This is a genomic window from Bradyrhizobium sp. BLXBL-01 (assembly GCF_051853025.1).
GTDB lineage: Bacteria > Pseudomonadota > Alphaproteobacteria > Rhizobiales > Xanthobacteraceae > Bradyrhizobium.
Genome location: NZ_CP182471.1, coordinates 7,119,845 through 7,141,658 on the forward strand (window position 1 = coordinate 7,119,845; position 21,814 = coordinate 7,141,658).

Genomic DNA, 21,814 nt, shown 5'->3' on the forward strand with positions numbered 1-21,814 from the left:
GTCGCCGCGTCAAAGGGGAGCCACCCCTTATGAGGCAGGACCGCTTCGAGCTCGTGGGTCATCCAAACGAGATCGCGCGGTCACGGGAGACAAAGCCCAGGCAGAAAATACTGGCTTGGCAGCTACGTAGGGGCACAGACAAACATGAAACCGCCGCGTTGGACGGTTGTTAGCTCCTCCGCATACGAGTGGGAGCGCGAAGCTCTGGAATTTGTCCGGGAGCATCTGCCAGATCACGAGCCATGGCGCGCGTGGTCAAATTTCGAATTCGTAGATGACGAGGGGCGAGTAAACGAGATCGACTTGCTGGTCCTAGGGCCAGCGGGCTTGATTCTTGTCGAGATCAAGAGTCGACCGGGGGTGATCGAGGGAGACGCCCATAGTTGGAATTGGACAACGGATGGTCGTCGCCATACCGTCGACAATCCTCTCTTGTTGGCCAACCGCAAAGCAAAGCGTCTTGCATCCTTGCTGAAGAGACAGGCTGCATTCGGCCGCGGCGCCAGTCGAGCGCCCTATGTCACGGAGGCCATCTTCCTCTCAAAGGTTTTGCAGCCGCCCCGTATAGATCCCGGCACGGCACGCAGGGTGTTTTTGCAAGGCAGACCACGGAGCCCATCCGATACCGGCATTATCGCGGCAATTACTGGTGCGCTTGGTACTGAGCTGGGCCGCCCCGGATCAGTGGACGCGAATATTGCCCGCGCCACCACCAAGGCTATCGAACAGGCCGGCATCCGGCCGGCTGGGCGCGACCGCCGGGTGGGCGACTATCTCCTAGGGCCTCTGCTTGGTGAGGGTGAGGGTTGGCAGGATTTCATTGCCAAGCACGCCAGCCTTGGAGTCACCCGTCGTGTCAGGGTTTATCCTTATGCCCGTGCTGCGTCTCCGGACGAGCGAGAGCGCCTCGGCCGCATGGCGATGCGCGAGTTCCGCGTTCTTGAAGGCATAGATCATCCCGGCATACTCAGGGTGCTCGACTTCCGCGAAACGGAACTTGGCCCTGCGTTGGTGTTCGAGCATGACGCTGCCTCAGTTAGGTTCGATCGATTCCTGAAGGAAAAGCTATCGGACCTCACGGCCGAAACACGCCTCGGGCTACTGAGGCAATTAGCTGAAGCCCTGGGTCACGCTCATAGCAAACGCCTCTACCACCGCGGCCTGGCACCTCAGAATATACTGGTCCACGGCGTAGATGAGAGCCCTCGCCTCCAGATCATGAATTGGCAGGTCGCTTCCCGTTCTCAGGCGAGCCAGACAGTCGTCCCTGTTACCTCCGGCACTCGCAATATCGATGACCATTTTGGTGATCCTGCGAAAGTATACCTTGCACCTGAAGCACTCAGCGGCGGCGAAACTGGCGCGCAGGCGGACGTATTCTCGTTGGGCGCCATTGCCTATCACCTCTTTTCGGGTCGACCTCCGGCGGATAGCCCGCTGGATCTTCCAGCGAAGTTGCGTGAGGGTGGCGGGTTGCGGCTTGCCGAGGCGGTGGACGGCATCGGCTCCTACCTTCAGGACTTGGTTCGTGCGTCGACCACCCCTGTAGTGGGTGAGCGGATCGCTTCAGCCGGCGAGTTTCTCGAATACCTTGCCGCCGCCGAGACAGACACGCGCGCGCAGCCACCCTCAACGACAGTCGATCCCAGTGTCGCAAAGCGCGATGACAGGCTGGACGGCGATCTCGTCGTCGTCCGCAAACTAGGACGCGGTGGCACCGCGGACGCGCTCTTGGTCCGACGCGAAGGTGAGGATGCCGAACTGGTACTCAAGGTCGCCGTCGATGAAGGACATGGTGACCGTCTGCAAGCTGAAGCCGCTGTTCTTCGCCGCCTGCACCATCAAAATATCGTCCGAATCATCGACACCCTGACTATCTCGGGTCGCGCCGCTATTCTGATGGAAAAGGCTGGCGACCGTACCCTCGCCGAGCGTCTGCGGGGTGACGATATGCCCTCCCTCGATCTGATGCGGCGGTTCGGAGAAGATCTCCTCCAGGCGCTCAATCATCTAGAAGAGCAGGGCGTCGCTCATCGCGACATCAAGCCCGACAATATTGGTATTGCACCGGCTGGTGGCAGCGGCCGCCTGCGCCTGGTGTTATTCGATTTCTCACTCACGCGCACGCCTCCCGAAAACATCCAGGCCGGGACGCGCCCCTACCTCGATCCTTTCCTCGCGGCGCGACCACAGCGCCGCTGGGACCTTCATGCGGAGCGATACGCCGCTGCTGTCACCTTGCACGAGCTTGTCGCAGGTGTGCCGCCCGTCTGGGGTGATGGGGCAACAGACCCCTTGGTCACAGAGGACGAAGCCTCGATCGCAACCGACCGCTTTGATCCCGCGTTGCGTGAAGGATTGCGTGACTTCTTCACAAAAGCATTACGCCGAAACGCTGACGAGAGGTTCGATAATGCGGAAGATATGCTTCGCGACTGGCGGCGTGCATTCGAGCCGCTGGACCGCGGCGCAGTTGCCGAAGACAGCATCGAGACGATCGCCCGACGGCTCGATCGCCGCAGCACGATTGCCGAACTTGGCTATAGCGTCGAAGCCCGTGACGTGCTCGACCGCATGGGCGTGCACACCGTTCAGCAGTTGCTGGCGGTGGATCGTATCCGGTTTCGCTATCTCCGCAGTGTCAGCGACAAGGTGCGTCGTGAAATTCGGGAACGCGCCAAACATCTTGCCGAAATCCGACCCGAGCTCAAGCCAGGTGGCGGTTCCGAAGACCTTCAGACCTGGGCCAGCGTGGATCGACTTGCCGAGCTATTGATCCCTCGTCGACCGGCTGGAGACGAGACGACCGAAGACCGCTTGCTTGAACTCTATCTGGGACTCGAACCCGCCGATGGCCCGACGACTTGGCCCGTCCCTGGCGAGGTGGCGCGCGAAGCTGGCGTTGCCCGAAGTGCTGTCGCCGAAGTGCTGGGCAAGGCGCGGGATCGTTGGCATAAGAGCCGGGAGTTCAACGACCTTCGGACCGAACTGGTCGCTCTGCTATCGAGTGCGGGAGGCGTTGCGACCGCTGACGAGTTGGCCGCATTGCTTTTGGCCGCTCGGGGATCGGTCCAGGATTTGGAGACCGATCGGCGCAGACTTTCGCGGGCCGTTCTTCGTGCCGCGATCGAACTGGAGGCCACAGCCAGTGACACAGCTCGCTTTGCATTCTACGCAGAATATAACCCGATCATGGTGGCCCTGAGTCCCGAATTGGCTGCATACGCTGTTAATCTGGGATCCATTGCGGACCGTATGGCCAATGAGGAGCCTCTTCCTTCGCCTGCTCGGGTGGAGGAGGAACTGAATCGGGTTGCTCCGCCGGAGGGTGCGGTGTTGCCGCCAGGGCGCATGCTTAGGGTGGCGGCCTCCGCCTCCAAAGGAGCGGCACTCTCGGCGAGAGCCGAGCTTTATCCAAAGGGCATGGCACCCTTGGTTGCCTTACGGCTGTCCCTCGGCTCATTGGCAGGCCCGACTGTCCTTCGTGAGGAGGAGGTGCGGGATAGAGTTAGCGGACGCTTTCCAGAGGCTGTCCCGTTGCCACCGCGGCCAGAACTTGACGACTTGCTCGACGAGGTCGGCGCGGAGCGAACATGGCGCGACGACCATGCTGAGGGGAGCGGTTATGTGAGCCGCATCGAGACCGCGACCTATGGGAGTGGCTCGACCGATATGCTGCGCTACAATACTTTGGCCGCGGCACCATTGGCTACGCCCGAAGTGCTGGACGCCCGGTCGCTCGAAGAAAAAATGGTGGGCGCTGCTCGCAACGGATCCTTCCTTGCGTTGACGGTCGACGTCCGGCGCGCGCGGCACGCCGAGACCGAATTGCTGCGCAGGTTTGCGCCGAGAGAACGGGTTAGTCTAGAGGCGTTGCTGTTACGCGAGATGCGCACCGAAGCCGAGGCACGCAGAGTCAAATGGCCCGTGGTTCTGGCGGCGGACGCGGAGACCGGCGATGGGAAGGGCTTCCGCAATCTTCTCCGCTTGGCGACGAAGGCGGCTGAACGTGTCACCGCTTCGCTGTTGGCGTTGGATCGGCCAGCGCTGCTGGTGAACCCCGGCCTGCTCGCGCGGTATGAATTGATGCCAATGCTGTCCGATCTCGCGCAAGCCTCTGGAACCAAAGATGGCCCCCCAAGCCTGTGGCTGCTGGTGCCGCAGGCGGACGGCGGCATGCCGCATATCGAGGATTCAACCCTGCCAGTGTTGTCCGCCGCGAATTGGGCCAGACTCACCGACTCCTGGCTTGCTAATGCCCATCGGGCAAGCGGAGCGCAAAGCGCCGCTTAAACCAACAACCGTTAAAATCGGAACAAACCCTTCAATGATCAACGCCGCCAACCTTCTTGCGGATCTGAAACGCCTTCGAAAGGCACTCGACGCGGATCTGCGCGCTATCCACTCTGCTGGTGTGCAGCGAGACGCGGTGCATGCTGAGTGGCGAGAAGCCTTCGATCAGGGCCGGACACGAGACACGTTTGAGGTTTTTCTCGACGGTGCCTTTGACCAGTCGGTGGTCCATTGGATTTTGGGCTGTGTATTCCTGCGCTTCCTGGAAGACAATTTGCTGATTGATCGTCCGTTCATCTCGGGTCCTGGCGAGCGACTCGAGTTAGCGAAGGAACGGCAGGATGCCCACTTCCGGGTGCGCCCGCATGATTCTGACACCGAATACCTGCTCGTCATCTTCGCGGAGGCGGCGCAGTTACCCGGCCTCGCCGGTCTCTACGACTCGGTTCACAACCCACTATTCCGCTTGCCGCTTTCCGGCGACGGAGCGATGGCCCTAATCCGCTTCTTCCGCGAGGTGCTGCCAGAATCGGGGGAGCTGACGCACGACTTCACCGATCCAGAATGGGACACGCGCTTCCTGGGCGATCTGTATCAGGATCTTTCGGAGGAGGCACGCAAACGCTACGCGCTGTTGCAGACGCCGGAGTTCGTGGAGGAATGGATCCTAGATCGAACATTGGAGCCGGCGATTCGTGAATTTGGGCATGAGCGGGTGACGATGATCGACCCGACTTGTGGCTCTGGTCACTTCTTGCTCGGTGGGTTTGTTCGGCTGTTGCGGCAGTGGCGCCGATTTGCGCCGGACTTGCCACAGGCAGAACTAGCTCAACGGGCCCTGGATGCTATCGCCGGCGTGGACCTCAATCCTTTTGCTACCGAGATTGCCCGTTTTCGCTTGCTTCTCGCTGCACTTCGAGCCGCCGATATTCGACGGCTTTCCGCAGCGCCAAATTTCCGCATGCATCTAGCGACCGGTGATAGCTTACTGCACGGACAGCACTTCTTTCGACACGAGCTGGGTGGAACTGATGAAGGCTTTCGCCGAGTCCTGCACCATCATTATACGGCAGAAGACACCACGGAAGTCGACTTCATTCTCGGACGGCAATACCACGCCGTGGTCGGCAACCCACCTTACATAACGCCAAAAGACCCCGCGATGCGAGACGCTTATCGCGAGATCTATCAAAGCTGCCACAGGAAGTATGGACTAGGAGCGCCATTTATCGAAAGGTTCTTTGACCTGGCGTTGGCAGATGTTGGAGACGGCAGAGCAGGTTTCGTCGGGCTGATCGTTGCGAACACATTTATTAAGCGAGAGTTTGGATCGAAGCTAATTGAGGAGGTCTTGCCGCGCATTGACCTCACACATGTAGTCGATACTTCAAGCGCTTACATTCCGGGCCACACAACCCCGACCGTCATCCTATTTGGGCGGAATCGCAAGCCGGTTTCCTCAGTTGTGCGAACAGTGCGCGTGACCTCTGGTGCACCTGAAATTCCATCAACGCCCTCGAAAGGGCCTGTGTGGCTGGCCATCCTGTCTCAAACCGACGTGGTTGGTTCGTCTGGTGAGTACATCAGTGTCGAAGACACGCCTCGCGAAATATTGGCGCGGCATCCCTGGAGCTTGGGTGGCGGTGGCGCTGGGGATGTCCAAGCGGTGATTGAGCGCCAAGGCGAGCTACTCGCTGCGCGCATCAAAGTAATAGGCTTTGGCTGCATTATCAGCGAAGAAGACGCGTTTATTGTCGAGGGCCGTCATGATGTGTCAGTTGCCCAACTGCCGACGCGAGAGATTGTAATTGGAGAAGAGGTTCGAGAGTGGCAACTTCAGCCCGCTGGAAGAATTATATTTCCCTACGATGAAGACATCCAACTATTTATAAACGATGCCGTAAAGAATGCGCTCTGGCAATTCAGGGCGTTACTTCTTGGTCGACGTGATTTTGGCAATCGTTCGTACGGAGAAATTGGACGCTCGTTTGCTGAATATCATCAAATTCCAATCGAAAGGAATCGTTCTAGCCTTTCAATTACGTTTGGCGAAATTGCAACGCATAACCATTTTGTTCTGGATCGAGGAGGCAAGGTCTTCAATAGAACTGCACCAATAATCAAACTGCCTAGCGGTTCGAGCGAACAAGATCATCTTGGTCTAGTCGGACTACTGAACTCCTCAATAGCGTGCTTTTGGTTCAAGCAGGTGATGATGAACAAGGGAGGAGGCGGAATCGGCGGAGGATTAAAGATCGAATACTGGGATCGCATTTTCGTGTTTAATGCGACGAAAATTGAACGCTTTCCGCTCGCACGGAATTGGCCGGCAGACCTTTCTTCGAGAATAGACCGAGAAGCTCAACGTTTCTCGGCAAATCTTCCATCGGCGGTTTGTAAGCGAGCTGTTCCTTCACGCGATCTGCTGGATTCAGCTCGGTTGATTGCAGGGACTGCGCGCGACGCAATGATTGCAATCCAAGAAGAGCTCGATTGGCGTTGCTACCGGCTCTATGGGTTACACGATGGGCCGTTGGAGCATCCCTCACCTCCTGCATTAAGGCTCGGAGAACGAGCATTCGAAATTGTCATGGCCCGTCAAGTGGTGGAGGGCACGCTAGATACCGCGTGGTTTACCCGCCATGGTTCTTCTCCTATCACCGATCTTCCGCCGCATTGGCCCGACGACTACCGGGCCCTGATAGAACGTCGGATAGCTTTGATCGAAACCGATCCCGCGATCGGCATGATCGAACGACCAGAATTCAAGCGTCGCTGGTCCATGGAAAGTTGGAATGATATGGAGCAAGATGCTCTGCGGAACTGGCTCCTTGACCGACTCGAAGGACCGACTACCTGGACCACCGGTGACGCTCGTCTGATTTCAACAAATGAACTGGCTGATTTTATGCGCCGGGACGACGAATTTGTCTCGGTCGCAGCGCTCTATGCGCGGCGTGTTGAAGTCGATATCGAAGCCCTTGTAGCGGAGCTGGTCGCCAAGGAAAGCGTGCCGTTTCTTTCGGCGCTCCGCTACACTGATACAGGGCTGCGCAAGCGCGCACAGTGGACGACAACTTGGGAGAAGCAGCGGCAGGAGGACGTGATCGACGCCGACACCCTCGCGCGCCGTGACGATTTTCGCGCTCTGGCTGAACGACGTGCGCAGGAGCAATGGCTCTCCGTAAACCCACGTCGCAGTGACGAAGAGCTTGAGCCTTACGCCATCCGCATGAAAGCTGGAACAGTTGAAGCCGTTGAGCAAACGATCGATAAGCTCGTTGTGGACGAGCAGCGTCGTCGGAAGCACGATGAAGTTGGTGATATCCCGGTACCTCCGAAATATGTCGCAAAGGATTTTCTATCTTCAGATTCTTGGCGATTGCGCGGCAGTCTTGATATCCAGAAGGAGCGGTTCGTCTCGTTCCCCCATTGTCAACGCGATGCGGACGGTAGTCTCGTCGTCACTTGGGCCGGTCACAACCATCTCAGGCGTGCCTTAGCGATCGCGTCCTATTATCAAGATCGCAAGGACAACGAGGGCTGGCCCCCCGAGCGCCTTGTGCCGCTGCTGGCTGGCGTGATCGAGCTGCTGCCTTGGCTTTTGCAGTGGCACAATGACTACGACTCGGACCTCGGCGCACGCATGGGTGACTATTTTGCTGATTTCGTGCAAACTGAAGCTAGGGCGCTGGGCATGACCGAAGCCGCAGTAGCCGCTTGGACACCTCCCGTGACGCCCCGTCGACGCCGTAGCCGGAGGATCGCGGCATGAACGAGACCCAGAGCCCTCTCCTCCGCGATCTGATCTCTATCCCGGAGCGAGTGCATCAGGGCGATTTCGTCCTTAAACTTTCCGAAGGCGTATCCGATGCCCACGCTGAGGAGACAGTGGCGAACTACGTCGTCACCGACCAGCTCCGCCGTGCATTCGACGAAGCGTTGGGCTTCATCCAGCGCGCGACCGAAGAACGCAAGAGTGCTGCCTGCTATCTTCATGGTTCGTTCGGCTCCGGTAAAAGCCATTTCATGGCCGTGCTGAACTTGCTGCTTGCCGGCAATCCCCGTGCGCGGGCAACTCCCGAGCTGGCCGCGGTGGTGGATCGTCACAATACCTGGACCCAGCAACGCCGCTTTCTGATGGTACCCTTCCATATGATCGGTGCGGAGAGTGTCGAAAACGCTGTACTGGGAGGTTACGCGGAGCATGTGCGCCGTATCCATCCCGAGGCGCGAGTGCCGGGGTTCTATCTCGGAGAACGCTTGTTTGAGGATGCTCGTTCGCAGCGCGAGGATTATGGTGACGATGCCTTTTTCGCTCGACTCAATCACCGCCGGGACACAGAAAGCGAATGGGGTGATCTCGAAGGGGCCTGGGATGCGGAGTCGTTTGAGGCGGCGGTGCTTGAGCCGCCAAGCGGTGAGCAACGTCAGACTTTGGTAGGCGATCTCGTTGGTCGAATTTTCACGAGTTATGCGGACGTTGCGCTGGCGAAGGCAACCGACCGAAGCAAGTCCGGAAGCGAAGCATTCGTCGATATCGACACCGGCCTTGCCATCATGAGTCAACACGCGCGTAGCCTTGGCTACGACGGAGTCATACTGTTTCTCGACGAACTCATCTTGTGGTTGGCGACCCGAGCCGCCGACGTAAATTTCGTCTCGGCAGAGGGAGCAAAACTCTCAAAGCTGGTAGAAGCCCAGCGGGCCGATCGACCTATCCCGATCATCTCGTTTGTCGCACGTCAGCGCGACCTGCGCGACCTTGTCGGCGCAAACCAGGCAGGCGCGTTACAGCTTCAATTCGCCGATACACTGAAATACTGGGAGGCGCGTTTTGATCGAATCAATCTTGAAGATCGGAACCTTCCGCTTATCGCGCAACGGCGGCTTCTCAAGCCGAAGGATGATCATGCCAAATTACTGATCGATGGTGCCTTCGACGAATTCTTCAACCGCCGCAAGGAAGTCGTGGAAACGCTTCTAGGATCGGACGGTGAGCGGACAATGTTCCGGCAGGTCTATCCTTTCAGCCCTGCTTTGGTGCAAGCACTGATCGCTGCATCGTCGGTGCTGCAACGGGAACGCACGGCGCTGAAGTTGATGCTGACGCTGTTGGTCGAGCGTAGGGACGAACTACGGCTTGGTAGCTTGATTCCAATTGGCGATTTGTGGGACGCGATCTCTACCAGCGACCAGCCTTTCTCCGACGGCATGAGATTGCAGTTCGAGAATGCCAGGAAGTTGTGGACACAAAAGCTGTTGCCTCTCCTAGAGCGGACCCACAACGTCACCTGGCAAGACATGGCCGAGGGACGCGCCGACCTGCGTGCTGCGGCGAATCTACGCAACGACGCCCGCTTGCTGAAAACTCTGTTATTGGCTGCTCTCGTTCCGGAGGTCGAGGCGCTGCGCGCACTGACGGCTGCCCGGCTGGCTGCGCTCAATCACGGCAGCGTGGTCTCCCCCATTCCTGGGCGGGAAGGTGGCGCAGTACTTGGCAAGCTCCGCTCCTGGGCAGCCCAGGTCGGCGAGATCAAACTAACTGACGATGTGAACCCAGTCATTTCGCTCCAGATCACGGGAGTGGACGTCGAACCGATCCTTGCCAACGCCGCGCACTATGACAACGACGGGAACCGTCGCCGCAAGGTTCGCGATCTGCTTTTCGCAGCGCTTGGTGTTGGCCAGCCGAACGGCGGCGAGCTTTTGCACGCGCAGGGCTTCATCGAAGTTCCGCATCTGTGGCGCGGAACGCGCAGGCAGGTAGATCTCTGGCTAGAGAGCATAGCTGAGCTTTCGGACGAGCGCCTGCGTGGGCGGGCCGGAACGCCGACCCTGCTGCTTGGTCTTCCCTTTGACGCCAGTGGCCGGACGATGGCGGACCACCGCGCGAGGCTGGCGCGTTTTGGCGAGGAGGCGGACACGATCGCGTGGGTGCCCGCTCCGCTCGGCGACCGCACACTAAGGGATCTCGGCACGCTGCTCCGTATCGATTATTTGCTTGTCGGCTCTCGCTTGGAGGAGAACTCCCCTAATCTCTCCGCTATTGATAGGCAGCAGGCGCGGTCGTTGCTTCAGAATCAACAGAGTCAGCTTCAGGGTCGCATGCGCATGGTGCTGGAAGCTGCTTACGGGATCCGGCAGGATAACGATGGCGCGTTGGCGGTCCAGGTTCCTGCAGAAGATCATCTTGTCTCGTTCGACGGCACCTTCCGGCCGCAGCCGCCCGTTGGCGCGACTCTCAAGGAGGCGCTCGGCGCGCTATTGGACTCAACATTCGCTCATCGCTTCCCCGCCCATCCGATCTTTGAGCAAGAGGTCAAAACAGCACATCTCAACAAGGTGCTGAAGGAGATCGAGGCCGCCGCCGAAGAGACGCAACAACGTCGCTTTATCGAAGACCGGTCCGTTCGCCAGATCCTCGGCGGTTTCGCGGGTCCGTTGAAGCTGGGTACGATGAACCAAGGCCTGACCCATTTCATTCTCGATGATCATTGGGCCAACCACTTCGCACGCCTCGCGGCCCAGCAGGGCGGCGGCGCCATGACGGTAAAACGTTTGCGGGCGTTGATTGATCAACCCCGGCCGATGGGGCTGCCCAGAGAAGTCGAAAACCTCATCATACTTGCCTGCGCGACTCAAGCCGATCGGACGATCTCGTTACGTGGGGCGCCGGTGCGCGGAACAATAGAGCGGTTGGACGACGACGCGGAGTTGCTCGAGCAGCCGTTGCCCGACGAGACAACCTGGACGAAGGCGCGAGAGCGCGCGGCGGAAGTCTTTGGCCTTGTGCCATCGGAAGTCCGCAAGGGAGCGACCGTCGCAAGATTGGCGAGCGAGCTTCGAGAAAAGGCGCAGGCAGCGCGCGCACCACTAGCGACACTCGCAACCACGCTCCGAGCGAGGATGGCGGCTGCGGGTGTAACCCCAGAGAATGCGCCTCGCATGATTACGATTCTATCGGCCTCGGTTCTCGTGTCAGATCTGACTGCCGATGTTACGCCACTCGCGGTGGTGCAGGCGCTGGCAACGTCGGACCTCCGGACCAGCGAAGCGGCCGTGGGGCGCTCGTTATCGACAGCCGCCAGCCTTGGGGCATTCCTGACTTCCTTCGAGTGGGAGGTTTTAGCCGCTGCCACTGCGCTATCCGACCATCGACGCGCAGCAGCCGAGCAGATTACCCGGTCTGTCACCGAAGCGCTGGAGGCTGATGAGCATGTCATTTCCCTTGACGCGAGGCTGCGCGAAGCGCAGCGGAATGCTTTCCGTCTGCTGGCAGCTGCGCCCCCGACGGGCGGTCGAGCCGGGGCTGGCTCTGGTGGCCAATCCACCACCGCCGGCGGCGGTAATGTCGATCCGACTGGTGGTGTAGCGCCTGGCCAAGCGTCCGGTGAAGTTTTGGAGCAGAGAGCCTGGGAGGAGCTTCCACTTGATAGTGCAAAGATCGAACTCGACCGCCTAAAATCAAGACTCGACGCCGAGCCAAGTGCTCGGCTGACCATTTCATGGCTGCTCACGCGGAGCGATGGAAAAGAGTGAGCCCACTTCTTGCACCCTCTCGTCGGCAGCTTGAGGCCTTTCTCGACCGCGAGCCTGATGCTCGCGTTATTGGTGTGCGGTCGCCAATACGCCGGCCCTGGCCGGAGTTCATTGAGCACAGCGGGAAGCAGTTTAGGATCATTTGGTGCCAGAGTGTACTGGAGATCCGTGAAGCGCTTGTGGGGATGGAGGATGCTCCGGATGCCAGACTCGTGCTGATCACTCAACTGGAAGAAAGCCTGCTTGGTGCTGACGTTGTGGCCCGCTTTCCCCGCGGCCGGCTCATGGCGGCCAGCCGGTGGGACGCACTTCGTGCGGCCTTCTCTGCTCGTGACCTTGATCCTCGCCTACGCGGACAGGATTGGCTTTCCGATTTATTGCTTGAGCGTCCGCCAGCGCTTGGCTATCCGCCCGTTCCCGGCGGGGTACTTGATCTCGACACGGCATGGCGCTTCTGTCTCGAGCATGCAGTCGGCCTACCAGACGCGCGATCAGATGTTGATGCGCTGCTCGCTTGGACTGCTGGCGACGGCAATTTAGAGCGATTCACATCGCTGCCCCGGGCCGCCCAAGAGAAGATCCTGGAGAAGATCGCAAACGAAAACGGAAGCGCCGCTGCATTAGTGGCTAGAGCGGTGTCTGCCGGCCATGGGGTCGACTTGGTCGCGATTGGTCTGGTCTGTGGCGTAATCTTCGCGCCGGATGGTTCGAGCGACAGTTTGCGCGACGCGGCAGTGCGGCTGGAGTCTGCTTTCGGCGGGACCAGGGTTGCCCCGGAAGCCGGGATCATGCTCGCCGAAGCTGCAGCTCGCGTTGTCGCGCGACTCGATAGTTCTCCAGCACAAAGTCACCAGGCCCGGGCGACCGCTCTGCTGAATACGGTTGGTGCCACAGAATACGCCGGCCTAAGTCGCGCCCTCACCGCCGGGTTTGAGGCACGGCTAGTTAAGGCTGCGGAGGAGATAGCCCGGGTGGCGGAGTCGGGCAGCACCCAGGATCTCGCTCACGTCGCTCGGTTGGTCCGCTTGGCGCTAGAACACGAGCGAGCGGGAGACCATCGCGCGAGGCTTGACCGTCTTCAAATGTCCGCCAGGCTTTGTCGCTGGCTTTGTGGCAGACGGGCGTCCATCCGGGGTTTCGGCAGTGCTGCCAAAACTTACGCTGATGAGGGGAGCTTCGTGGATTGGGCTCGCGCCTTGCTCAGGGCGGGCGATGGTGTTCCAGCGGTTGCTGCGGCCTATTCGCGGTTGCGCGATCTCGTGGGAGTTCGTCGTGAAGAAGAGAACAAAGTCTTCGCGGAATTGCTCCGCGATTGGAATGCAGGCGGTGCCGGCGGAGAAGAATCGTTACCAATTGAACGAGTGCTCGATGGCATTGTCGGACCCATTGCGGCATTTACGCCAGTTCTACTGCTAGTCCTCGACGGTCTAAGCTTCGCGGTTGCGCGCCCCCTGGTTGCCGACATCGGACATCAAGGCTGGACCGAGTTGTCACCAGTTGGTCGAAATTCACCGCCTCCCGTTGTGGCGGCTCTCCCAACCGTTACGGAAATTTCCCGGACAAGCCTCCTCTCGGGCCGCCTTGTCCGTGGGAATGCTACGCTGGAACGCACTGCATTCGCTGAACATCAACGACTGCGCCAGGCTTCAAAGGCAGGGAAGCCGCCGCTCCTGTTCCACAAGGCCGATCTTGGAGCCGGACCGGAGTTAAGCGAAAGAGTTCGTATGGCCTTGGCAGATGCGGGGCAAAAAGTTGTTGGCATCGTCCACAATGCCGTCGATGCGCAACTTTCAGGTTCAGACCAGATCGAAGTTCTTTGGACTACGGACGTCCTACGTCAATTGGCACCTTTATTGAGAGCCGCACGCGAGTCTGGTCGCGTCATCATTTTGACCGGCGACCACGGGCACGTACTCGATGCCGGAACGACATTAGTCCAAGGAGGGTCTGGCGACCGCTGGCGATCCGGCGGTCGTGCACGGCACGGCGAGATCGAAGTGCAGGGCGGTCGCGTGTTTGCTCCTGATGGAATGCAAGCAGCGGTCCTGGCGTGGAGTGAAAGGGTCCGCTATGCCGCAAAACGTAGTGGCTATCACGGCGGCGCAAGTCCACAGGAGGTTTTAGTTCCGCTCGCAGTCTTAACCAGCGGGACGGCTCCACTGGGCTGGTTTGAAGCCCCCCCCGCAGAGCCCACTTGGTGGAGCGAGAGCGTAGCACCACCGGCACCAATCAGTTTCTCACCAGTCCCGGCGAGCCGTCGACGCACGGCGGGGCAGCCCAGCCTCTTCGACGTTCCCCCTGCAGCGGATGCCTGGATAGACCATCTTTTCGCATCGGCGACTTACATCGCGCAGCGGGGACTTGCTGGACGCGGTGCGCCGGACGATCCTGTCGTGAGAGCGCTGATCGCGGCACTAGCAGCGCGTGGCGGGCGGCTCTCACGCACCGCGCTTGCGCAGGCACTGCAGCAACCGGCCTTCCGGACTGCAGGCCTTGTCAACGCTGCGAAGCGGGTGCTTAACGTTGACCAGGCACAGGTTTTGACGATCGATACGACGGCTGATGAGGTCGTTCTTGATGTTCGGCTGCTTCGGATGCAGTTTGAAATTGGCGGTTGACGATGGCTGGCCCACAACGACGTGCAGAAATTCTTGATGCGCTTCGCCGAGGCACAGTACCGCGCGAAGGGCTCGCCGCTTTTGCGGTGGGAATGGAAAAGTTCGAAATCGCAATCGACGCCGAACTCGCGGCTGTTGCCTTGGGTAGAGGCGGCTTCAAGGCGGTCAGAGGCGAATACGGCAGCGGAAAAACCTTCTTTGCGCGTTGGCTTCAAGAACGAGCCCGCACTTCGCTTGGATTTGCAACAAGCGAAGTTCAAGTCTCGGAAACGGAAACTCCGCTGCATCGCTGGGAGACTGTCTATCGTCGCCTCGCCGAACGGCTCGCGACTGCCGACACACCAGATGGGGCACTGCGGTCGATCGTTGATGCGTGGTTCTATACACTTGAGGAGGACGTACTTGCGTCGGGGAAGGTCGATCCAGCTGACACACAGGGCTTGCTTGCCGCGACAGACGCTCTCGTTGAACAGAGGCTCTCGATAATCTCTCGCACGGCGCCGGCTTTCTCCGCCGTCTTGCGGGCCTTTCGGCGTGCACTTGTGGCCGATGACACAGCGCTCGCTGAAGGTTTGATCGCTTGGTTAGCTGGACAGCCGAACGTGGCTGCAGCGGTAAAACGCGCCGCTGGCGTGAAGGGCGATCTCGATCCATTTGGGGCCATGCATTTTCTCGCTGGGCTACTCACCATCTTGCGAGATTCTGGGAGGCCAGGACTGGTACTCGTCCTAGACGAGGTTGAGACATTGCAGCGGATGCGTGCCGATACTCGTGAAAAGGGGCTTAACGCTCTTCGGCAGCTCTTGGACGAAATGGACTCCGGTCGGTATCCGGGACTGTTCCTCCTTGTAACCGGAACTTCTGCCTTCTTTGATGGGCCGCAGGGCGTTCAGCGTCTCCCTCCCCTGGCTCAGCGCATGCACACGGACTTCGCCACCGACGCTCGCTTTGACAATCCTCGAGCCGTTCAAATAAGGCTTCCAGGATTCAACCTCGACTCCCTGGTAAGTGTAGGTGCTCGCGTCCGGGACCTGTTTGCGGCACAAGCAATCGATGGCAACCGCATTCGCAACGTCGTCGACAACGCTTATCTTGAAGATCTTGCTCGCTCAGTTGCCGGCCATCTTGGCGGCCGGGCGGGCGTCGCGCCTCGAATTTTCTTAAAAAAACTCGTCGCTGATGTCCTGGACAGAGTGGACCAATTCGCAGACTTCGACCCGCGACGACACTACGCGCCAACCATCGATGAACAGGAAATGACCGTGGCGGAACGTGCGAGTGCGGGTGCCGCTTCGGTTGACGATGTTGAGCTTGATACGTGAGTTATTTCGAACAACTTCATCCGGCGCTTCGATACCACATTGTAAATTCGATGGGATGGAGCGACCTGCGCCCAACTCAAAGGGACGCAATCGGGCCTATTCATGCCGGGGAAGATGTCCTCCTCCTGGCGCCGACTGCCGGCGGAAAAACTGAAGCGGCATTCTTGCCGTTGCTCTCGCGTGCGGCAAGCAACCGTTGGACCGGTCTTTCGGTCCTCTATTTGTGCCCGCTCAAGGCGCTTCTCAACAACCTCGAGCCTCGCCTGAATCGCTACGCTGGTTTCGTCGGACGAAAAGTCGGGCTGTGGCACGGTGATGTTGGCGGTGCCGCGCGCAAGCGAATGCTGAGTGCCGCGCCCGACGTTCTTCTGACCACGCCAGAATCCGTTGAGGCAATTTTGGTCTCTGCCCGCATAGATCACCAGTCCCTGCTCAGCGGTCTACATGCCGTAGTGGTAGACGAATTGCATGCATTTGCGGGCGACGATCGGGGGTGGCATCTCCTTGCAATTCTCGCACGTCTTGAACGACTCGCCGGGCGCCGTCTTCAGCGAATTGGACTTTCGGCAACGGTGGGAAATCCGACCGATTTGTTGAAGTGGCTGACTCGGGATAGGGGCGGAAAAATTGTCGGCTCAAGCGCAGGACTACCAACCGGGGATGTCTTAGCCGATCACGTCGGCTCGGTTCAGAACGCAGTCACGATCCTCTCTCGCGTTCATAGGGGAGAGCGCAGGCTTATATTTTCTGACAGCCGCGCCCGAGTTGAAGAAATCGCTTCTGGATTACGTCTGTCCGGCGTACGGACGTTTGTCTCCCACGGATCCCTCTCCGCCGATGAGCGCCGGCAAGCAGAGGCGGCTTTCGCGTCCGAGCCAGATTGCGCGATTGTCGCCACATCGACAATGGAGCTCGGAATCGACGTTGGTGATCTTGACCGAGTAATTCAGGTTGGCACTCCACCGTCTGTAAGCAGCTTTCTTCAGCGGATGGGACGGAGCGGTCGCAGGACGGGTACTGTTCGTAACTTTCTTTTTCTCTCGACGAATGATTCTGAATTTCTCCTCAATCTGGGTATTGCTCGCCTCTGGCAAACCGGGTTCGTCGAACACGTGGAATCCCCCGCCCTTCCTGCGCACCTGTACGCACAGCAAGTCATGGCTTTGGCCCTGCAAGAGAACGGAATAGCCATTGGGGATTTGCACAGTTGGCTTGGGACAACGTTCGAAACCATTCCGGAGAATGATCTAGCAGAAATTATCCATCATATGATTGCCACCGAGATGCTGCATTCAGACGGCGGCGTTCTTGGACTGGGTGCGCGGGCTGAACGCGAATTTGGACGGCGACATTTCGGAGATCTGGTCGTCAGCTTCAGTAGTCCAATGCTTCTTTCAGTAATGTTCGGACGCGCCGAGCTCGGCTCTGTCCACCCGCTCGCACTTGCGTCGCCCCGCAATGGTGAACCTGCTGTCATTCTACTAGCTGGACGTAGTTGGCAAGTAACAGACGTTGATTGGCCACGACGCAGAGTATCAGTTGTAGCCGCTCCGGGAGACGGGCGCGCGCGTTGGCTGGGCGGTGGAAGGCCGGCGTCCTATGATCTTTGCCGCTCTGCGGAAGCAGTTGTCTCAGGGGTCGAAACAGGATGTGAACTTTCGCGCAGGGCGGCATCCAAGCTAGGCCAAATCCGGGAGCAGCTTTCTTTTGTCGATGGCGCCACAATTCCCATCGTATACAACGGGCAGGAGAGTTTCCGGATCTGGACTTTCGGTGGCGGGCTCGCGAACGCCGCCCTAGCAGACGCATTGTCAGGTCCAACGCGCTCAGATGATTTTTGTATTTCGGTTAGGGCGCGAACTGCTACAGCAGCAACGGATGCATTTTTCAGCTTAAGGGCATTGCGCATAAATCCGTCAATTTCATCAGCCCTTACTAGGGAACTGAAGTTCACTTCCTGCCTCCCCGAGAAAATCTCAAGCTCGACGATCGGAGCACGACTTGTAGATAAGAAGGGCATTAAGGCTACGCTTGCGCGCCAAACGGTGGCGGTGATTGAAGGAGGATAAAGCCGGGCGCCGAAGGGGCCGAAGAAAACCCGCTAAAGCCGACAAAATTGGCTTACCTGCTTTTGCAAAGCAAACGAGACACATTTTGCTTTACCATTTGTAATCAAGCGAAGCCATTTGTAGTCAAGCGAAGCCGCTTGTAATCAAGCAAACGGCCTCGCCCGTGGTCCAGCTCAGGTGTACTCAGACTCTGTGTCGTGGGTCCGCCAGTTCATCGACTCATCGATACGACGCTGAACCAGGGTTGCCAGCGCTTCCGGATCATGGCTATTGCCGTTGATGTGGATGGCCACGGCACCGCTACCGCCGCGCTGCAAACCAAGGCTTGCATCACCCCGGATCGATTGTGGTGTCGGAACGTTCTGGATCACGCTTGAGGCTGGCACGTGATCGGTGATGCGCTGCGAAGGCGCGTCGCCACGGCGAACCATCAGGTTCTTGTCCGCATCGATCCAGTGCTCGCGCACCGAGTCGTTATCGTTGCCGGCGATCATCTTGAGCTGCAACCGACCGTTGACTATGCGGGTCTCTCCAGTAGCGAGGCCAACGTGGCCACCAGGCTGATTGTAGCCGCGACCATTGGTTTGGAGCAGGACGTCGTTGCGCATCACCTCGGACGGCTTCACAGCCGATCCGTAGCGCTGAAAGCTGTTCGCCACCGCGCTGCCGGTACCTTTGCCACCGGCTTCCGCCAGCGCCTTGTTCACGAAGCGAGCGCACCAAGCGTTAGACTTGCCGCGAACGTCGCCACCAAGTGTAGATGCCAAGATTCGATAGTCCGAGTACTCGTTCATGCCGCGGAATTTCTGAGCCCAGCCGACCGCGTCTCCGCTCCCGGCCGAGCCAGTCGACGAGCCCGACAACTGATCCATGTTCTTTCGAATACCAGCCGGCCATCCGCCGTTCAGTCCGTTCGGGTCATTGGCTGCGCCCCTCGGTGCATAGAAGCCGCCCATCTTGTCGATGTCACCACCAGCCCGCCGGTAGTTCTTCGCCACCATTTGCGCGGTCTTGCTGATGCCGTCGTCCAGACCAGCAAATTTCATCTTCTTAGCGAAGCCCGTTGCCGGGTCCATGATGCCACCCGGGTTATTACCGGACAGCACGACACCGTTTCCGGTCTCATGCGCGATGATCCCGGCAAGCAACGAAGGCGAGATGTTGTTCGCCTTGGCTGCGGCGACGATCTGATCGTACTTCCCCGCTAACGGAGTGCCAGCGAACTTGCGTTCGAAAGCCGAGCGGCTGAGGCCGTCGGCCATGCTGCCGCCAGTGCCGCTGAAATTCGGAATGCTGGACCTCTTGATGAAACCGCCGCTGCCAAGGACTGAACCGGGCAGCGCAGTGCCCGGCTTGTTCGTGAGCAGGGCGCGGACGCCACCCATGAAGCTACGCGCTCCACCGCCAACGCCACCCGCGCTCATCAGGCCGTCGCTTCCACCTGTGTAGACGGCCCTGGTTACGTCGTTACCCCGGTTGATGAAGGCCGCGCGCTCGACCTTTCCCGTGAACTTTTTCAGGTTGTCGGCAAGGTCTTGACCCGTGGTGTATCCGGACGGCTGGAACATCGGATCACTGGAGGGCTTGTAGTTTTGCAAGCGCCTGAGCTTCTGCCTCGTTTCGCGATCAAGACCAAGCGCCTTGTTCTTCTCGCGCTCCTCCCTGTAGGCATCTTGCAGCCCCTTGAAATCCTCAACGTGGTTATCGCGGCGGCCGTCACCCATCGCTGCTGCTGCCACCGCAGGATTGGTGAACCTTGCGAGGAAGGCGAGGACCCGCATCGCAACTGCGCTGCCGCCGATTAGGCCGAGCGCAGCGCCGAGTCCGCTAAGACCAAGCGTGATCGCCGAAAGAACGGACAGAAGCGGCGACAGGACGGCCAGAGCGACGGTAAGGCCGGTCAGCTTCGCAACCAGGTTGCCCATCTCTTTCGCGTCTGCCGGATTTTTCCCAGCGAGGTATCCCAGCGCTGAGAAGGCGGTCTTGAGCCCGCTGGCAAATTCGCGAATGCCCTCCGCGAAGCCCTTGCCGAACTCCCGCCACTTCGCGATGGTGCTGGCGCTGAAATTCCTGGCAAGCGAGATGATCGCCTCGCCCCAATCCTTCAACCCGAAGCCCTCGCGTAGTCCGTCGACCAGCGCATCAACGTGCTGCTTGATCGAGTCGAAGTTGAAGGAGTCGGCTAGGCTAATGAAGGCATCAGAAATCTGGTCAAACCATTTTTCGAAACCGGCGCCGACCTTTTCCCAGACGAGGCCGAACGCAGCGGCGATGGACGCCCACCTGCCTTGCATCGATCGGATTTTTTGTAGAGCGGTCTTGTCCAAAAAGCCGGGCTTGCCTTCGATGTCCTTCAGAACGTCCTTCAGCTTGTCGCGGCCGAGAACGAGAGCCAGCAATTCGTCCATCCACTCGCGGCCGCCGATTTGCTTAGCTACCTTGGTTCTCAGCACCTCCGGCATCTTCGCGAGGTTGTCGAGAATTTTGGAAATCGCTTCCATCGGCCGGTCTCGCATGGCTTCCGACATGGCGCGCCGACCACCAAATCCGAGTGCATTGGCAGCAGATGAAAGGTCGTTCGCTTGCTGACCACGCGCGGAACTTGCGCCCGCAATCTGAGAGGTCAGGAACGAAACGAACGTGCCCATCTTGAAGGGCTGGACGCCCAGGCTGATGCCGGTAGCGTCGAGTGCTGCAAGTTGCTCCGGCGTCATCTTCGTGGTCGCGAGCGCCGACAGACTGCGCCGCATTGCTTCGATGATCTCGTTTCCGTCCGCCGCAGTGGCGTTGTTCGAAACGGCAACCGCGTTCAAGATCTTGCTGAAGCGGTCTTTCGACCATGGCATTTGAGTTGCGAGGCGGCCAAGCAACTTGCCAACGCCTTGGGTATCAACGTCGAGACCGGCCTGCGCCTTCAGCGCAAGGTCAGCAAATTCACCGGCAACGTCCTTGGCGATACCGGCCTTGAGCCCTTCGACCGCAACGTCGATAACTTTGGTAGTTCCGACGCCGAAATTGATGCCGGCCTTGTCTGCGAAGCCCTTGCGCAGCGACGCGACGTCCGCCGCCGTGAGATCGCCGAACATCTGCGCCCGGACTTCAGCTGCTTGAACTTCCATCCGCTTTTTGAGGGCGCTGCCAACGCCAGCACCTGCAATGCCGGCACCGATGGCCATGCTGCGGATGCTTGGCGCAGGCAATCGGGCAACACCTCTAGACGATGACGCACTGGCGAGTGATGCACCGCGTTCTGCGGCCATGCGGCGTTCAAGATGGCGCTGATATCCCGCCTCCAGCCGCTCAAGGCTCTGGTACATGCGTCGTGCGTCATTCAGGCGCTTGCTGGTTGCCCGATCCCAATCATCCGCGTAGCTTCGGGCACTGGACTTGCTGACGTTGCTGAGGCCTCGCATCTGTGCTGCGACGGCTTTGATCGTTCGGTCGAAACCGTCCATCGATGCCATGCCGGCGCGGCCGGCGGTGGAGAAGGATGCGCTGAAACTCTTGGCGGCAGCCTTCAGCTTTTCGATATCTGCGATGACCCGCCGGATCGCCGGAGACATTTCGTTGGTCGCAACCAGTGTGGCGCGGACGTTGATTGAATCGGACACTCTTGTTTCCTTGGTGAGAGCGCTGCTAAGAGCGCGGTGATTGCTGGGGTGCCGGCATTAAGAGGCCGGGGTGGATAAGTCGTCTTTTAGGAGTGCTCGCTCACACGCAGCGGGAATCAGCGCGGGGTCTTTCGTCAGAAAAAGGCCCTTTTGGGAGTTCGTAGTCTGAGCACCTTGGCCAACGGTGCCCCTATGCCGAATAAAAAAAATCCCATTTCTCCCGTGCCCTCGATTGGGTGCTGGGGACGTCTTCGCCTTGCCCGAGGTGCAAGAGGCGACCGCGAACAGACCGGAGCACGAACTGGCAGGGATGTTCCTGGCCGGCGATGCCTGGGATTGCTGGATGATGCGAGCGCGCT

Annotated in this window: 7 protein-coding genes; 6 read left to right on the forward strand and 1 reads right to left on the reverse strand. The window is 59.3% G+C overall.

Annotation, left to right across the window (positions count from 1 at the left end):
- Positions 1-144 precede the first annotated feature (144 nt).
- The 6 genes from pglW to ACNJYA_RS32985 are packed head-to-tail and all read left to right on the forward strand — an operon-like array spanning position 145 to position 17,844.
- On the forward strand, positions 145-4,293 hold the full coding sequence (gene pglW, locus ACNJYA_RS32960; RefSeq protein ID WP_439401429.1) for a BREX system serine/threonine kinase PglW: 4,149 nt from the start codon (positions 145-147) through the stop codon (positions 4,291-4,293).
- Positions 4,294-4,327: 34 nt separating this feature from the next.
- Positions 4,328-8,068, forward strand: coding sequence for a BREX-2 system adenine-specific DNA-methyltransferase PglX (gene pglX / locus ACNJYA_RS32965; protein ID WP_439401430.1), 3,741 nt, complete (start codon positions 4,328-4,330; stop codon positions 8,066-8,068).
- Entirely contained in the window at positions 8,065-11,835 is a 3,771-nt protein-coding gene (locus tag ACNJYA_RS32970) for a hypothetical protein (protein WP_439401431.1), read from the forward strand. Before pglX ends, ACNJYA_RS32970 begins: the two co-directional genes overlap by 4 nt.
- Positions 11,802-14,453 (forward strand): BREX-2 system phosphatase PglZ, encoded by a 2,652-nt coding sequence (gene pglZ, locus ACNJYA_RS32975; protein WP_439401432.1) that lies wholly within the window; start codon positions 11,802-11,804, stop codon positions 14,451-14,453. Before ACNJYA_RS32970 ends, pglZ begins: the two co-directional genes overlap by 34 nt.
- 2 nt (positions 14,454-14,455) lie before the next feature.
- Complete coding sequence (brxD, locus tag ACNJYA_RS32980; protein WP_439401433.1) at positions 14,456-15,775, forward strand: BREX system ATP-binding protein BrxD; 1,320 nt, start codon at positions 14,456-14,458, stop codon at positions 15,773-15,775.
- Positions 15,772-17,844, forward strand: a complete 2,073-nt coding sequence (locus ACNJYA_RS32985; RefSeq protein WP_439401434.1) for a DEAD/DEAH box helicase — start codon at positions 15,772-15,774, stop codon at positions 17,842-17,844. Before brxD ends, ACNJYA_RS32985 begins: the two co-directional genes overlap by 4 nt.
- Before the next feature lie 173 nt (positions 17,845-18,017).
- Here the strand turns inward: ACNJYA_RS32985 and ACNJYA_RS32990 are convergent, their stop codons facing one another.
- Positions 18,018-21,455 carry a phage tail tape measure protein gene (locus tag ACNJYA_RS32990; protein WP_439401435.1) on the reverse strand — a complete coding sequence of 1,146 codons (3,438 nt, stop codon included), beginning with the start codon at positions 21,453-21,455 and terminating at the stop codon, positions 18,018-18,020.
- Positions 21,456-21,814: the final 359 nt, after the last annotated feature.

Excerpts from the sequence above, each read along its gene's own strand:
- pglZ (WP_439401432.1), top strand. The coding sequence starts at position 11,802 with ATGGCTGCTCACGCGGAGCGATGGAAAAGAGTGAGCCCACTTCTTGCA.
- pglX (WP_439401430.1), top strand. The coding sequence starts at position 4,328 with ATGATCAACGCCGCCAACCTTCTTGCGGATCTGAAACGCCTTCGAAAG.
- pglW (WP_439401429.1), top strand. The coding sequence starts at position 145 with ATGAAACCGCCGCGTTGGACGGTTGTTAGCTCCTCCGCATACGAGTGG.
- ACNJYA_RS32970 (WP_439401431.1), top strand. The coding sequence starts at position 8,065 with ATGAACGAGACCCAGAGCCCTCTCCTCCGCGATCTGATCTCTATCCCG.
- brxD (WP_439401433.1), top strand. The coding sequence starts at position 14,456 with ATGGCTGGCCCACAACGACGTGCAGAAATTCTTGATGCGCTTCGCCGA.